General features: G+C 71.8%; 16 protein-coding genes. 9 read left to right on the forward strand and 7 right to left on the reverse strand.

Going from position 1 to position 14,334, the window contains the following annotated elements:
- Positions 1 to 12: 12 nt before the first annotated feature.
- The 7 genes from V1633_RS18965 to V1633_RS18995 all read left to right on the forward strand — a co-directional run bounded on the left by V1633_RS18965 (position 13) and on the right by V1633_RS18995 (position 5,183).
- Positions 13 to 624, forward strand: a complete 612-nt coding sequence (locus tag V1633_RS18965; RefSeq protein WP_331215683.1) for a TetR/AcrR family transcriptional regulator — start codon at positions 13 to 15, stop codon at positions 622 to 624.
- An 18-nt stretch (positions 625 to 642) separates the two neighbouring features.
- Positions 643 to 1,311 carry a lysophospholipid acyltransferase family protein gene (locus tag V1633_RS18970; protein ID WP_331215684.1) on the forward strand — a complete coding sequence of 223 codons (669 nt, stop codon included), beginning with the start codon at positions 643 to 645 and terminating at the stop codon, positions 1,309 to 1,311.
- Between the two features lie 35 nt (positions 1,312 to 1,346).
- A complete protein-coding gene (locus V1633_RS18975) occupies positions 1,347 to 2,294 on the forward strand; it encodes a S41 family peptidase (protein WP_331215685.1) in 948 nt (315 codons plus the stop codon).
- A gap of 357 nt (positions 2,295 to 2,651) precedes the next feature.
- Positions 2,652 to 3,302: a hypothetical protein gene (locus tag V1633_RS18980; RefSeq protein WP_331215686.1), complete on the forward strand. Its 651-nt coding sequence runs from the start codon at positions 2,652 to 2,654 to the stop codon at positions 3,300 to 3,302.
- Positions 3,303 to 3,665: 363 nt separating this feature from the next.
- Positions 3,666 to 4,196 carry a hypothetical protein gene (locus tag V1633_RS18985; RefSeq protein WP_331215687.1) on the forward strand — a complete coding sequence of 177 codons (531 nt, stop codon included), beginning with the start codon at positions 3,666 to 3,668 and terminating at the stop codon, positions 4,194 to 4,196.
- A gap of 61 nt (positions 4,197 to 4,257) precedes the next feature.
- Positions 4,258 to 4,650, forward strand: a complete 393-nt coding sequence (locus V1633_RS18990; protein WP_331215688.1) for a DUF4260 family protein — start codon at positions 4,258 to 4,260, stop codon at positions 4,648 to 4,650.
- Between the two features lie 14 nt (positions 4,651 to 4,664).
- Positions 4,665 to 5,183, forward strand: coding sequence for a nucleotidyltransferase domain-containing protein (locus V1633_RS18995; protein ID WP_331215689.1), 519 nt, complete (start codon positions 4,665 to 4,667; stop codon positions 5,181 to 5,183).
- On the opposite strand, the gene V1633_RS19000 is transcribed toward V1633_RS18995, so the two are convergent.
- The 6 genes from V1633_RS19000 to V1633_RS19025 all read right to left on the reverse strand — a co-directional run bounded on the left by V1633_RS19000 (position 5,180) and on the right by V1633_RS19025 (position 11,259).
- Complete coding sequence (locus V1633_RS19000) at positions 5,180 to 5,515, reverse strand: winged helix-turn-helix domain-containing protein (protein ID WP_331215690.1); 336 nt, start codon at positions 5,513 to 5,515, stop codon at positions 5,180 to 5,182. The two genes, V1633_RS18995 and V1633_RS19000, sit on opposite strands and share 4 nt — an antisense overlap.
- Positions 5,512 to 5,964: a hypothetical protein gene (locus V1633_RS19005; RefSeq protein WP_331215691.1), complete on the reverse strand. Its 453-nt coding sequence runs from the start codon at positions 5,962 to 5,964 to the stop codon at positions 5,512 to 5,514. Before V1633_RS19005 ends, V1633_RS19000 begins: the two co-directional genes overlap by 4 nt.
- Before the next feature lie 101 nt (positions 5,965 to 6,065).
- Positions 6,066 to 8,456: an excinuclease ABC subunit UvrA gene (locus V1633_RS19010; RefSeq protein ID WP_331215692.1), complete on the reverse strand. Its 2,391-nt coding sequence runs from the start codon at positions 8,454 to 8,456 to the stop codon at positions 6,066 to 6,068.
- A gap of 388 nt (positions 8,457 to 8,844) precedes the next feature.
- Complete coding sequence (locus tag V1633_RS19015) at positions 8,845 to 9,312, reverse strand: hypothetical protein (RefSeq protein ID WP_331215693.1); 468 nt, start codon at positions 9,310 to 9,312, stop codon at positions 8,845 to 8,847.
- Positions 9,313 to 9,431: 119 nt separating this feature from the next.
- Positions 9,432 to 10,082 carry a hypothetical protein gene (locus V1633_RS19020; RefSeq protein WP_331215694.1) on the reverse strand — a complete coding sequence of 217 codons (651 nt, stop codon included), beginning with the start codon at positions 10,080 to 10,082 and terminating at the stop codon, positions 9,432 to 9,434.
- Positions 10,083 to 10,107: 25 nt separating this feature from the next.
- On the reverse strand, positions 10,108 to 11,259 hold the full coding sequence (locus V1633_RS19025; protein ID WP_331215695.1) for a TetR/AcrR family transcriptional regulator: 1,152 nt from the start codon (positions 11,257 to 11,259) through the stop codon (positions 10,108 to 10,110).
- 152 nt (positions 11,260 to 11,411) lie between these two features.
- Here V1633_RS19025 and V1633_RS19030 point away from each other — a divergent pair, with 152 nt between their 5' ends.
- On the forward strand, positions 11,412 to 12,620 hold the full coding sequence (locus V1633_RS19030; RefSeq protein ID WP_331215696.1) for a cytochrome P450 family protein: 1,209 nt from the start codon (positions 11,412 to 11,414) through the stop codon (positions 12,618 to 12,620).
- A gap of 144 nt (positions 12,621 to 12,764) precedes the next feature.
- Here V1633_RS19030 and V1633_RS19035 read toward each other — a convergent pair whose 3' ends face one another.
- Positions 12,765 to 13,949: a serine hydrolase domain-containing protein gene (locus tag V1633_RS19035; RefSeq protein WP_331215697.1), complete on the reverse strand. Its 1,185-nt coding sequence runs from the start codon at positions 13,947 to 13,949 to the stop codon at positions 12,765 to 12,767.
- 189 nt (positions 13,950 to 14,138) lie between these two features.
- Here V1633_RS19035 and V1633_RS19040 point away from each other — a divergent pair, with 189 nt between their 5' ends.
- A complete protein-coding gene (locus V1633_RS19040; protein WP_331215698.1) occupies positions 14,139 to 14,303 on the forward strand; it encodes a hypothetical protein in 165 nt (54 codons plus the stop codon).
- The last annotated feature ends 31 nt before the right edge of the window (positions 14,304 to 14,334 follow it).

Consider the following 14,334-nt stretch of genomic DNA (forward strand, 5'->3'; position numbering starts at 1 on the left):
TAGACACTGTCCATGCCTCCCGACCTGGACCGAAGCCTGCGGGACCGGCTCGTTCAGGTCGGCGTCGACCTGGTCGCCCGGTCCGGCACCGAAGCCCTGTCACTGCGCGAGATCGCCCGTCGGGCCGGCGTCTCACACGGCGCCCCACGGCGGCACTTCCCGACCCACCAGGCGTTGTTGGCCGCGATCGCGATGGAGGGCTACCGCGAACTCGGCCGGCGGATCACCGAGCGGGTCACCGGTGACGGGTCCGCCGAACCGTACGCCCAACTGGTCGCCCTCGGTCGGCTCTACCTGGACTTCGCCCGGACCAACACCGGAATGTTCGCCCTGATGTTCCGGCACGACCTGCTGCGGGGCAACGGGATCGGGCTGCGCGAGGCGAGTCAGCCGCTCTTCGGCGTACTCGTCGACCTGGTCGCCCGGGCCCGCCCGCCGGCCGCCGACGTCGCCGCGCCCGCGGTCGTCGCCGGCGCGCTCTGGGCCAACTGGCACGGCATCGCCCAACTCTGGCAGTGGGGGAGCCTGCAGACCACCGTCCGGATCGACGACGTCGAGCCGCTGCTGCGGGCCGCGCTGGCCGCGCACGTCGGCCCGGCTCCCACCCCCGCCGCGACCCACTGAATCCTCCGGAGGAGAAACGTGCTGCTCCAGGGCGCCACCCGGCTGCTGCTGGTCCCACTGTCCCGGCTGGTCTTCCGGCCGGTGATCGAGGGACGGGAGAACGTGCCCCGACGCGGCCCGGTGATCCTGGCCGTCAACCACCTGTCCGCCTTCGACAGCGTGGTGATTCCACTGGTGGCCCCCCGACCGGTCGCCTTCCTGGCCAAGGCGGAGTACTTCCGGCAGCCCGGGCTCAAGGGGTGGCTGGTCCGAACCTGCCTGACCGCCATCGACGCCATACCGGTGCCGCGCGGCGGTCACCGGGCCGCCCAGGACGCGCTGGAGGTGGCGCGGGGTGTCCTCGCCGACGGCAAAGCCTTCGGCATCCACCCCGAGGGCAGCCGGTCCCGGGACGGGCGGATCTACCGTGGTCGTACCGGCGTGGCCTGGTTGGCGCTCGCCTCCGGTGCCCCGGTGGTCCCGGTCGCCGTCCTCGGCACCGACCGGATCCAGCCCGTCGGCACCCGGCTGCCCCGGATCGGCCGGATCACCGTACGGTTCGGGGCGCCGCTGCACTTCACCCCGTCGCCCGGCGCCCGCAGCGGCCAACTGCGGCGGGCCGCCACCGACGAGATCATGGCGGCGATCCAGGAACTCTCCGGCCAGGAACGGGCCGACGACTACAACGAGCTCTCCACGACCGTCTGACCGGTCGTTCGGCCGACCTGGGTAGGCTGCCGGCCGTGCCGACCGACGTGATCGAGGACGCGCTCGCCGTACTCTGCGCCCGATACATCTTCCCGGAGAAGGCGGCGACGGCCGCCGAGACGATCCGGGCCCGGCGCGACGCCGGTGAATACCGGAACCTCACCGAGGAGGCGTTGGCCGCACGGCTGACCGCCGACCTGTTCGAGACCTGCGCGGACCGGCATCTGCGGGTCCGGATCCGGGACGACCAACTGGCGACCGTCTCCACCGAGGCGGAGTTGGCGGCCGCCTGGCGTGAACAGGCGAGGCTGGCCAACTACGGCATCAGCCGGGTCGAGCGACTCGACGGCAACGTCGGCTATCTCGACCTCCGGATGATCGCCGACGCCGCTGCCGGAGGCCGGGCCATCGCGGCGGCGATGGAACTCGTCGCGCGGACCCACGCGCTCATCGTCGACCTGCGCCGGAACCGGGGTGGTTCGCCGAACGGCGTCATCTTCTGGACCAGTTACCTCTTCCCCGACGACCAGACCCACCTGAACAGCATCCAGGACGGGGAGAGTGGCCAGACCCGGCAGTACTGGAGCCTCGCCTACCTGCCCGGCGAGCGTTACCTCGACCGACCGGTCTTCGTGCTGACCAGCGGCGTCACGTTCTCCGCTGGCGAGGAGTTCTGCTACAACCTCAGGACACGCGGCCGGGCGACCCTGATCGGCGAGACCACCCGGGGCGGAGCACACCCGACCAGGATCGTTCCGCTCAGCCCGACGTTGGAGATCACCGTGCCGGACGCCCGGTCGATCAATCCGGTGACCGGCACCAACTGGGAGGGGACCGGCGTCGAGCCGGACGTGGCGGTGCCGGCCGAGCAGGCGTACCAGGTCGCCTACGGTCGCGCGCTACGGCACGTGCTGACCACCACGACCTCGGCCGCGGTGCTGGCGGAGGCGCGGGCCGCGCTGGCCGACCTGCCCGACGTCTGACCCGACGCGCGGGACGCCGCCATCCACACGGGACGGTTGGCGCGGTCGACCTGTCGTGCCGTGTCCCCGGTTGGCCCGTCGTGCCACGACCCGGTTGGAAGGCGGCGAGGTCATCTCCTATCCTCAGCCGCTGGATCATGCGACGGGGGAGGGATCGTGTCCGATCAACATTCAGCCGGCCCAGTGCCAGGTCAGCCGACGGGGCCGGCCGGGTCCGGCGACGAGCCGGCCGCTCCGGATGCTGGTCCAGCGGGCGGCGTGGCTCCGGACGCGGCTCCGCCGACGGCCGCCGGCCCGGGTGCTGGTCCGGGTGGCGACGCCCCCGGTGCCGCCCCACGGAAGCGAGGGCTGCGTGGCGTGCTTGTCGTCGCCCTGGTCGTCGTGCTGGCCTGCGCCGGTCTCTGCGGCATCGGACAGCTCGTCACCAACTTCCTGAACGCCGACGAGTGGGAGGGTCTGGGACAGCCGGTCGCTCCGTCCACTGTGCCCGCCTCCCCGAAGCCGACCTGGCAGCCGCCGAACGAGTTGGTGGACCCGCAGCCGGTGTTGCAGATCCGGCACCAGTTGGAGTCCTGGGTGCTCACCTCGGCGGGCGTGGCACGACCGATGCGGAGCAGCTGCGAGCGCCGTGACTTCACCGGCGAGCAGGCGACGACCTTCACCTGCACCGTCCGGTACGACGGGCAGGACGTCGTCTACACCATCACCGCCCGCCCCTCCGGCGGCAGCACCTTCGAGTGGGACGCAAAGGCCGACCAGACGCTCGTGACCCGGGAAGGGCTGCACGCGCTGCTGTACAGCCGGTTCGGCGGCAACGACGGCACCTGGGAAAACCTGCGGTGCGAGGAGTTCCCCGAGGTCGCGCTCGTACCGGCGGGCGAGCGGCTCGGCCAGGTCTGCTACGCCAGGCACAAGGACAGGATCAAGAGCGCCCGGATCATCATCACGCCCCAGGACCAGGCCGGGCCCTCGCTGGAGACCGAGTTCCAGGAGGAGGGCCTCCGCTGACCTCGTCGTACCGGCGGCGTTGGATCGGTGCCACTGACCGCACGGGCACCTGAATCCACTCGCGGTACCCTCGGCGCCCGACCTACGGTCGCCCGACCAGGTGGTCACCTGGCTGGCCGGCTCCGAACTGCGTGCGGCGGTCTCGGCCGCCCTTCTCGCCGCCGACGACGAGGAGACCCTGGAGATCCTGGCCGACCTCGACGAGCTGCTCGGCTGACCGGCACCTCAGCCGCCGCTCGACCCGATTCGACGGGATGTGAGTTTTCGCGGCCCACCCGGAGCATCGGGAAATCCGGTTCCATGAATCCCCGGTGGGGGAAGGAGGGAGCTCCGGCCGGGGCCGCGACGACGGGTGGAGGGACGATGCCGATGGAGGCGAACGGCGGATTCTGGGGACGTTCCGGGCCCACCGGGTGGGCCACCCGCTGGGTGTTCGGCACCGCGCTCGGCCAGGTGGTCTTCACCGGCACGACGCGGCTGGTGATGGCGGTGCTGATGGGCGCCGCCGTGGGCGGGCTCGCGGTCTGGCTCGTCCTGCGTCGCCGGTCCACCCGGCCCGGGTACGACAACACCGCGACCGCCGGATCCTCCGGCCGCGCCGGTCGGCGGGTACGCCGTCACCACGGTTCCATCCCGAACCCGGCCTACCGGTTGAGCCAGCCGCATCCGGGTGCCGTCCGGGGCCGGTCGATGTTCTCGCCGCGCGCCCGCTCCGCCCCGCTCCGGACCCAGCCGGTCCGCTCCGCTCCGGATCCGACCCGCCGGCCCACGACCGGTCCAGTCACCGGGTCCGGTACGGGCACCACGGTCGCCGGGGGCAGGGCACCACGGGCGGGACGTACCCGGGTGCCCGACGTGACGTCGACGCCGGGCTCGGGCGACCGTCGAGGATGACCAGCGGATAAACTCTGATCCTCGTACCGGGCACGTCCGCAGACGTGGGGAGGGGCCGGCGATGGATCCCGTCCGGGTGCAACGGGTCGAGTCAGCCGCGGTGGCGGCGCTGGTTGTCGTGGTGACCGTCGCCGTCGGGTACGCGTGGTGGTGGCTGCTCGCCCTGTTCCTGCTCTTCGATCTCTCCATGCTCGGCTACCTGCGGGGCCCCCGCCTCGGCGCCCTCTGCTACAACCTCGGGCACTCCTATCTGCTGCCGGCGCTGCTCGGCGCGGTGGCGGTGCTGGCGGCCGTGCTCGGCGATCCGGTCGACTGGCTCGGGGTGCTCGCCACCGCATGGGCGTTCCACATCGCCGTGGACCGGGCTCTCGGCTACGGCCTCAAGACGACCGAGGGTTTCCCGCACACCCATCTCGGTCTCATCGGCCCGGCACGACGGGACCGGACGGAGTGAGTGGCGGCCCCGGCATGCATGCCGTGGAGGTGCACCGGGTGCTGGACGCCCTTGACGAGGCTGGTTGCCCGGCCTGGATCGCCGGTGGCTGGGGCGTCGACGCCCTGGTCGGCGAACAGACCCGGCCGCACCGTGACCTGGACCTGGCGATCTCCGCCGACCGGGAGGCCGCCGCGCTGGACGCGCTCGGCCAACTCGGCTACCTCCTCGAGACCGACTGGCGTCCGGTCCGGGTCGAGGTCGTCGCGCCCGGCCGGGGCTGGGTGGACCTGCATCCGGTGGTCTTCGACGAGTCGGGTGACGGTCGGCAGGCCGGCCTTGACGGCGGCTACTTCGACTACCCGAGGGACTGCCTTGTCACCGGAGTTGTCGCCGGCCGGCAGGTGAACTGCCTCTCCGTCGCCCAGCAGTTGCGTTTCCACAGCGGCTACGAGCCGCGCGACGTCGACCGGGCGGATCTGGCTCTGCTGCACGGGCTCGCCGCGTCGTCAGGCCGGCCGCCGTTCGGTGACCGGGCACGACCATCGGCCTAGGGTCGTTTCTGCCGGTCGACCTCGGCGGTGGGGGCCGACGGCACGCCGCTGACCAGTTGACGCAGTGCCTCGACGTGGCCGTCGAAGGCGGTACGGCCGTGCGGGGTCAGGGTGACCAGGGTTCGACGTCGGCGCCCGGCGCCTTCCTTGCGGATCTTGGCGTATCCGGCCTCGGTGAGGGTCGAGACCTGTTTGGAGAGTGCGGAGTCGGAGAGGTCGAGGCTCTCCTTGAGGAAACTGAACTCGGCCCAGTCGGTCGCCGCCAGGAGGGCCATCAGGCCCAGCCGGGTCGGCGGGTGGATCAGTTCGTCGAAGCCGGCGGGTGTGCTCATGCCGTCTTCCGGCGCAGCAGTGCCCGGTACAGCGGCTCGACGGCCGCCATGTAGGCGACGAGCAGCGCGCCGATCAGGGTGTTACCCAGTGGCAGGTCGATCTGATCGAACAGCCACATGCCGCCGTAGGCGAGGCCGCCGGTGATCGCCGCGAGGCTGCCGATGACCGCCCAGAACCGGCCGGTCAGCTGGGACCGGTGCAGGGTCGCCCGGCTGCGCTGGCCGGCGCGGGTGAAGCAGGTCAGCGCGCCCACCATGGCCACGCCGAACAGGGTCATCCGCAGTGCCGGCGAGGCGGGCAGGTCCATCGCCGCGAAGCCGGCGAGCATCGCGGCCATGCCGGTGGCGTCCCAGCCCCGGTGCCGGCCCCGGGACGCGCCGTCGATGACCTGGTTACGACGTTTGGCGATCTCCGCGAGGCTGGCCTGGGCGTCTTCGATCTGGGTCATCTGGATCCTCCGTAGGTTTGACTTGCCTAGCAGGAAAGTTAACACTTCACTTTCCCGCTAGGCAAGTCAAACTCGGGGCGGCTCCGCCCCACGGCGTCCGGTCAGCTGCCGACGTAGTCCGCGAGGTGCTCGCCGGTGAGGGTCGAGCGGGCGGCGACAAGGTCGGCGGGGGTGCCCTCGAAGACGATGCGGCCGCCGTCGTGGCCGGCGCCGGGGCCGAGGTCGATGATCCAGTCGGCGTGTGCCATGACCGCCTGGTGGTGCTCGATGACGATGACCGACTTGCCGGAGTCGACGAGTCGGTCGAGCAGGCCGAGCAGTTGCTCGACGTCGGCGAGGTGCAGGCCGGTGGTCGGCTCGTCGAGGACGTAGACGCCGCCCTTCTCGGCCATCCGGGTGGCCAGTTTGAGCCGCTGCCGCTCGCCGCCGGAGAGGGTGGTGAGCGGCTGGCCGAGGCTGAGGTAGCCGAGCCCGACGTCGGCGAGCCGGTCGAGGATGGCGTGCGCGGCCGGCGTACGCGCCTCGCCGGCACCGAAGAACTCCTTGGCCTCGGTCACCGACATCCCGAGCACCTCGCTGATGTCACGGCCGCCGAGGTGGTACTCCAGCACCGACGCCTGGAACCGCTTGCCCTCGCACTCCTCGCAGGTGGTGGCGACGCCGGCCATCATCGCCAGGTCAAGGTAGATGACGCCGGCACCGTTGCAGGTGGGGCAGGCGCCCTCGGAGTTGGCGCTGAACAACGCCGGCTTCACGCCGTTGGCCTTCGCGAACGCCTTGCGGATCGGGTCGAGCAACCCGGTGTACGTCGCCGGGTTGCTCCGCCGCGAGCCACGGATCGCGCCCTGGTCGATCGCCACCACCCCGTCCCGGGTCGAGACCGAGCCGTGGATCAGTGAACTCTTGCCCGAGCCCGCCACCCCGGTCACCACCACAAGCACCCCCAGCGGAATGTCGACGTCGACATTCCGCAGGTTGTGCGCTGTCGCACCACGGATCGGCAGTTGGCCGGTCGGCTTCCGGACGCTCTCCTTGAGGACGGCCCGGTCGTCGAGATGACGCCCGGTGAGGGTGCCGCTGGCCCGCAGCCCCTCGACGCTGCCCTCGAAAACGACCTCGCCGCCCGCGACGCCGGCACCGGGGCCGAGGTCGACGACGTGGTCGGCGATCGCGATCGCCTCCGGCTTGTGCTCGACCACGAGCACCGTGTTGCCCTTGTCCCGCAGCCGCAGCAGCAGGTCGTTCATCCGCTGGATGTCGTGGGGGTGCAGACCGATGGTGGGCTCGTCGAAGACGTAGGTGACGTCGGTGAGCGAGGAGCCGAGGTGCCGAATCAGCTTGGTGCGCTGCGCCTCGCCACCCGACAGCGTGCCCGATGGCCGCTCGAGCGAGAGGTAGCCGAGCCCGATCTCCACGAACGAGTCGAGGGTCCGCTGCAGCGCGGTGAGCAGCGGTGCCACCGACGGCTCGTCGAGGCCGCGCACCCAGTCCGCCAGGTCGCTGATCTGCATCGCGCAGGCGTCGGCGATGTTGATGCCCTTGATCTTCGAGGACCGGGCGGCCTCGCTGAGCCGGCTGCCGTCGCACTCGGGGCAGGTGGTGAACGTGACCGCCCGCTCCACGAACGCCCGGATATGCGGCTGCATCGCGTCGACGTCCTTGGACAGGAACGACTTCTGGATCTTCGGGATCAGACCCTCGTACGTCAGGTTGATGCCGTCAACCTTGATCTTGGTTGGCTCCTTGTGGAGCAGGTCGTTGAGTTCCTTCTTCGTGAACCTGCGGATCGGCTTGTCCGGGTCGAAGAAGCCGCAGCCGCTGAAGATGCGGCCGTACCAGCCGTCGACGCTGTAGCCGGGGATGGTGATCGCACCCTCGTTGAGCGACTTGCTGTCGTCGTAGAGCGCGGACAGGTCGAAGTCGGTCACCGAGCCGAGGCCCTCACAGCGCGGACACATGCCGCCGGTGATGCTGAAGCTGCGACGCTCCTTCACGGTCTGCCCGGAGCGCTCCATGGTGACCGCACCCGCGCCACTGATCGAGGCGACGTTGAAGGAAAACGCCTGGGCCGAGCCGATGTGCGGCTGACCGAGCCGGCTGAAGAGGATGCGCAGCATCGCGTTGGTGTCGGTCACGGTGCCGACGGTGGAGCGGACGTTGGCGCCCATCCGCTCCTGGTCGACGATGATCGCGGTGGTCAGCCCCTCGAGTACGTCCACCTCGGGCCGCGCCAGCGTCGGCATGAAACCCTGCAGGAAGGCGCTGTACGTCTCGTTGATCATCCGCTGCGACTCGGCGGCGATCGTGCCGAACACCAGTGAACTCTTGCCCGAGCCGGAGACGCCGGTGAACACCGTCAACCGGCGCTTCGGGATCTCGACGCTGACGTCCTTGAGGTTGTTCTCACGCGCGCCCTGCACGCGGATCAGATCGTGGTTGTCGGCAACGTGCAGCGCGGGCGACTGCGGGTCCGTCCTCGTGGACGTGCTCATCGTGTCTCCATCTGTTACGCGGGAACGCCGTCCGGTCCCTGCCGGCGTCACCTGGCTCGATCTGGCCAGCTTCGAGCAACATGTTCGGTTCTTCGGTGGTGGTGCGGTCGCGGCAACGGTCCGCCGTCCACCTGATCGGCGGCCCGGCCCGGAATGGTGCGACGTCCGTCCGGGCCGATGGCCGCCGTCGCCACGTTCCGGGCAGGAACCAAGGTATACACGCCGCTGCGCCCCGTGCCGCCCCTGGGACCCGGCCACGCCGGTCACGCTAGACGCGATCCGGGGGTCGGCGCTTCTTGATTCCTGACCGGTCCGGCCGGCTGTCGCGCCGGGGCCGGCATCCCCGGCGTCGTACGCCCGACACGCCGGGTCATGGGGTGCCCGGGGGTCAGCTGACCGCCGTGGTGGTGGTGGCGGCGGCCGTCGAGTCCCACATGGTGATCACCACGCCGAGGACGAAGAGCTGCACCGGCAGCGGCAGACCCGGCAGATCGGCGGTGACGTCCCCGCGCCAGGAGTTGCTCCGCTTCACCGACCCGACCCGCTGGCCGTCGGCCTGCAACTCCTGCTCGTTGCCCCAGAACGAGGTGCGCCGGAAGTGGTACGTCCGGCCGTCCGCCTCGACCGTCCACTGCTTGCGGCCCACCCGGTCGGCGGTCGCCACGGTCGTGTCGTTCGCGTCCAGCAGGGTGTAGCGGCTGCCCCAGGTGTTGCTGCGCACCTGGTAGCTCTCCCCGCCGAGGGTGAAGTTCCCGCCGCTGCGCCACATGCTCGGCTCCCAGGTCGCGACCGCCACGCCGTCGGCGCTGACCTCGTACCGGTTTCGCCAGATGCTGGGTTTGCGGGCCTGCAACATGGCGTCAGACTAGCCCCGTCCCGCAAAGAGCCCTTTCCGAGCCGGATTCTGTTTCCGACCGTCGGCCGGCCCGCCGACGGTCGTCGGGGCGGTCGGGCGACCCGCTCGTGTCACACCCGTCAGCCGGCGACAGCGATCCAGGTGGCCCGCGCCCGGGCCAGCGCGGTGCCGTCCGGGCCGTACAACGTGCTGTGCACGAGCGCCTTGCGGCCCTGGGCGGCGGCCAGGGCACCGCGTACCACGCACCGTTCACCGGCGGCCGGCACCAGATCCAGCTGTACGGCGATCCGTCCCAGCACGTACGGCCGGCCTGCCTCGATGATCGCCCAACCGCCCGGGCAGTCCAGCGCGGCCCAGACGGTCGCGGCCGAGACGTCGTCCGGCACGGTCCAGGGCGCGGCGGTGCTGCCGTCCGCCAACCGACCGGGAAAGATCCGCAGCCCGTCGGCGCGTTCCGGGCCGCAGACGTAGCAGGTGGGAAAGGGGTGGTCGGTGAAGCCGGGATAGCGGGCGGCGGCCTCGACGGCTTCGGCGTACCCGGTCGGCGGGACCAGGGTGGTGATCTCGTCGGCCGGGCCGACCTCGGCCACGACGGCGCCGTCCGGCCCCCGGACCTGCCCGTCGAGCAGCGACAGCGCAGTGTCCAGCGGGGGTGGCCGCCGCAGGGTGACCTCGCGGTGTGTGTCGCCGGCCGGGCCGGCGAAGAGGCCGGCGGAGTAGCCGCCGTTGCCCGAGTCCGGTGGGCCGTTGAAACGGGCCGGGATGATCATCTGGAGTCTCCGGGGTACGTGGGCGTCATGGTCTCCGCCGTCCATGGGCGGTGTCGGATGCCGGTCCGTCGGCGGGGCCGGGCGGCTCGGCGGAGGCGGCGGCGTGGCAGGCGCCGTAGCCCTCGGCCCGGGCGACGATCCGACCCGCCCGGATCCGGAGGGCGGATTCGGTGGCGTCGCTGACCACGGGTACGCCGGCAGCCGCCGCCACGGCGCCGGTGGGATCCTGGACGACCTGCAACCGTGGCCACGCCGCGGTGGGGAAGGCCTGGCGCAGGCAGTCGCGGAGTTCGGCGACGGTCAGCCGGGCCAGTGGGGTCAGCTCGGCCGGGGCCTGGGTGACCAGGACGACGGTGACGTCGTCGTCGGGCGGTGCGGCCCGGACCGCCTCCTCGACGGCCGCGACGCGGTGCAGCCCCAGGATCGCCAGCACACCGTCGCCGTCGAGCCGGGCCGGGGTGCCCCGGACCGTGTCGACCGCCGCCGGTGGGGACCAGGGCTCGTCGACCGGCCGTGCCGGCGTGACGTACGGCAGGTGTACCGGCTCCCACCGGTCATCGAGATCGAGGTCGGCGAGCTGGGCGCAGGCGGCGGTGACGGTGAACGGCTCGACGAAGCCGGGCGCGGCGGCGGCCAGCTGGCTCGCGCCGTACAGGGTGGTCAGTGCGGTCTCGGCGACCCGGACCCGGCGACGATCGCCGCCTGCGGTCGGCGTGTCGCGCTGTCGCGGGTCGGGCAGCTGTTCCAGGGCGAGCCCGAGCAGCACCGCGTTCAGCTTCACCAGCTGTGCGAACGGCTGGCGGACCCGCTCGTCGGCGAGGATCTCCGGCACCAGGTCCCGGCCGAGTCGGGCGGCGCTGCGCGGTTCCTCGGTGGCGAGGGGGAGCCGGGCGACCCAGGCCCGGGCGAACGCCTCCAGCGCCTCCCGTGGGGTGCTGCCGGGCGTCGGGGCCGACGGCGGTACGACGCGTTCGGCGTCCTCGGCGAGCACCGCGAAGTAGAGGGCCCGTTTGCCGGGGAAGTTGGAGTAGACGGCGCCCCGGGTCAGTTCGGCCCGTTCGGCGATGTCGTCGATGCGGGCCTCCCGGAAACCCCGTTCGGTGAACTCCTCCCGGGCGGCGGCCAGCACCCGGGCCCGGTTGCGTTCCTGCGTCTCCGCGCGGGTGAGCCGAGCCATCGTTCCTCCTCGCACCGGTGACGTCGACTGTCCGCGATCGCCCCGCCGGGTGGTGTCGCCCGTCGGCCGGTTGCCCGGTGTCGCCTGCACAAGATACCTTCGGCACTCAGATGATAGGACCATCTGATCGTGGCATCTGAAATGAGGAGTCCATGACCGACGTCAGCCCCGGACCACACGCGGTACCCGAACTCGACCTCGCCGACCCGGAGGTGCTGCGCGACCCGTTCGGCGCGTACGGGCGGATCCGGGAGACGGCACCGGTGGCCCGGCTGGTCACCCCCGGATTCGGGGCACTACTGGCCCTGACCAGGTACGCCGACGCCCGGGTCATGCTCACCGACCCGCGCTTCGCCCTCGCCGCCCACAGCTACCTGCGGCCCGAGGTGCCGGAACACTGCCAGCCGTACCTGCGGACCATGGGGGAGATGGACGGACCGGAGCACGTCCGGTTGCGTCGACTGGTGTCACCCGCGTTCAGCGCACGCCGCGCCGCCGAGTTCCGGCCCCGGATCGAACGGATCGTCGACAGACTCCTCGACGAGTTGGCCGCGTACGCCGAGGACGGCGCGGTCGACCTGCTGCGGCACTTCGCCGGGCCGCTGCCGATGGACGTGATCTGCGAACTGGTCGGCGTACCGGAGTCCGACCGGGCCCGCTGGCGGGAGTACGGGGCCGCCGTCACGGCCGGCCACGGGGAGCGGTTCGCCGAGGCGATCCCGGGCATCATCGACGGCGCCCGGGCGACCGTGGCGAGCCGGACCCTCGTACCCGACGAGGACCTGGTCTCCCGGCTCATCCAGATCCGGGCCGAGGACGGCGACCGGCTCACCGAAACCGAACTGGTCACCCTGGTCTGGCACCTGGTGCTCGCCGGGCAGACCCCGACCAACCTGCTCGCCAACGCGGTGGAGACCCTGCTGCGGCACCCCGACCAGCTCGCCGTGCTGCGGGCCGACCCCGACCTGATGCCCGGGGCGGTGGAGGAACTGACCCGCTGGTGCGGGCCGCAGTTGCTCACGGTGCCCCGCTTCCCGAGCGAGGACGTCGAGGTCGCGGGCGTACGGATCGGCAGGGGGGAGCCGGTTACCGCCGCGCTGGTCGCGGTGAACCGGGATCCACGGGTCTTCACCGACCCGGAGCGGCTCGACCTGACCCGCCCACCCGGCCCGCCCGGACATCTCGGGTACGGCCACGGTCCGCACTTCTGCCTCGGCGCGCCCCTGGCCCGGGTGCAGGTCGAGGTGGCGCTCGCCGCGCTGCTGCGCCGGTTCCCCGGCGTCGGTGTCGCGGCGCCGCCGGAACGGATGCCGGACCCGGGCACCTGGCGGCTCGCCTCGCTGCGGCTGACCCTCGGCTGAGCACACCCGGCCGACCGTCTTCCGTCCCCGCCCAGCCCGTGGTCTGTGGCCCACCCGCCCGGGCGCCCCGTCCCGACCACGGGGCGACCCCGGACGGCCGCTGGTGGGCCGGCCGGGGTCGCCCCTGGTCGGGTGCTCCGGAAATCAGCCGCAGAGCGCGGTGTCGAGCGCGGCGAGCAGGTGTTCCACCTCGGCCAGGTCGGTCGGCAGCCGGGTGGCCGCGATGGTGGCCGCCCGGCCGTCGTCGGTCACCGCGTTGACCGTGGAGTACCCGAAGATGTTGCCGCCGTGTCCCCAGGCGAGGCCGCCGCAGCTCATCGGGGTGCTCTGCAGGCCGAGCCCGTACCGGGAGCCGGGCAGCGGGCCGGGGGCGTCGACGGTGTCGCGCATCTGCCGGAGCTGTCCGGGTCCGAGGAGTTCGCCGCCGAGCAGTGCGGTGAAGAACCGGTTCAGGTCACTCGGGGTGGCGACCACCTGCCCGGCGGCCCAGCCCATCGACGGGTCCATCACGGTCACGTCGGTCAGCGGCTGCTCCGGGCGGTCCCGGTGGTAGCCGTTCGGATGCGGTCGACGTACCTCCTGGTCGCCGACGTTCGGGAAGTAGGTGTGCCGCAGCCCGAGCGGCGTGATGATCCGGTTGGTGATCTCCTCCCGTACCGGACGGCCGGTGACCCTCTCCACCAGCAGGCCCGCGACCACGTAGTTGGTGTTGCTGTACGCGAACGTCCCGCCCGGCTCGTCGGTCGCCTGCTGGGACAGCCCCATGTCCAGCAGCTCCCGGGGCTGGACGTAGCGGTGCCGGATCAGCTCGTACGTCTCCGGCAGCAGAGCGGTGTAGTTCGGCAGGCCGCTGGTGTGCTGCAACAGCTGCCGTACGGTGATCCGCCGACCGTCGACGCCGTCACCCCGGACCAGTCCCGGCAGGTACGTCTCGACCGGCTCGTCCAGCCCGATCCGCCCCTCGCCGACGAGTTGCAGCACCACGACCGCCAGGTACGTCTTGGTGTTGCTGCCGATCCGGACGTACCCGTCGGTCGGCACCTTCGCCCGGGTCCGCAGGTCGGCGACGCCGGCCGTGTAGTGGCGGACCCGTCCGTCCCGTTCCCGTACCGAGGCGAGGGCGGCCGGGAAGTCGTCGGCCCGGACCAACTCGTCCAGGCTCCGCTGTACGGCGTCCCGGTGTCGCGGTGCGGTGTCCTCGCGGCCCGGACCGGCCTGCGCCGTCGTCGTCGCCGGTCCGGTCGCGACCGCGACGGTGCCCAGTACGGCGAGCGTGGCCACCACGCCGAGCCAGCGGTGGATGCGGGATCTCTTCTGCTGATCGGTCATGCATCGAACGTTATGGAACGACCCCGGTGCGGATCGATGGTGCGTACCCGTCTCCCTGAGGTGTAGCTGGATGCACCCAAGGAGCCGCGTTGCCCCGGGCACCGTCCAAGCCGTGCCGGGGTGCCGTGCCGACCCGGGCACGGGGAATATCGGTGTCGCTCATCGGCGTTCTCGCCTAACGTGATCGCCATGTACGGCACGGTTGGGTTCGCGCGGCCCGCAGGATTCCTCCTGCAGGGCCCCACCGCCGTGTCCCTGGCGGCGGGTTCCCTGGCCGCGCTGCTGATCCAGCCCGGACGTCTGGCTGCGCTGCTGATCCAGCCCGGACGACTGGATACCGGCGCGCGAGGCTGACCCTCCTCCCGCACCAGCAGAACCCACGGAG

This window comes from Plantactinospora sonchi, from assembly GCF_036422035.1.
Classification (GTDB): Bacteria; Actinomycetota; Actinomycetes; order Mycobacteriales; family Micromonosporaceae; genus Plantactinospora; species Plantactinospora sonchi.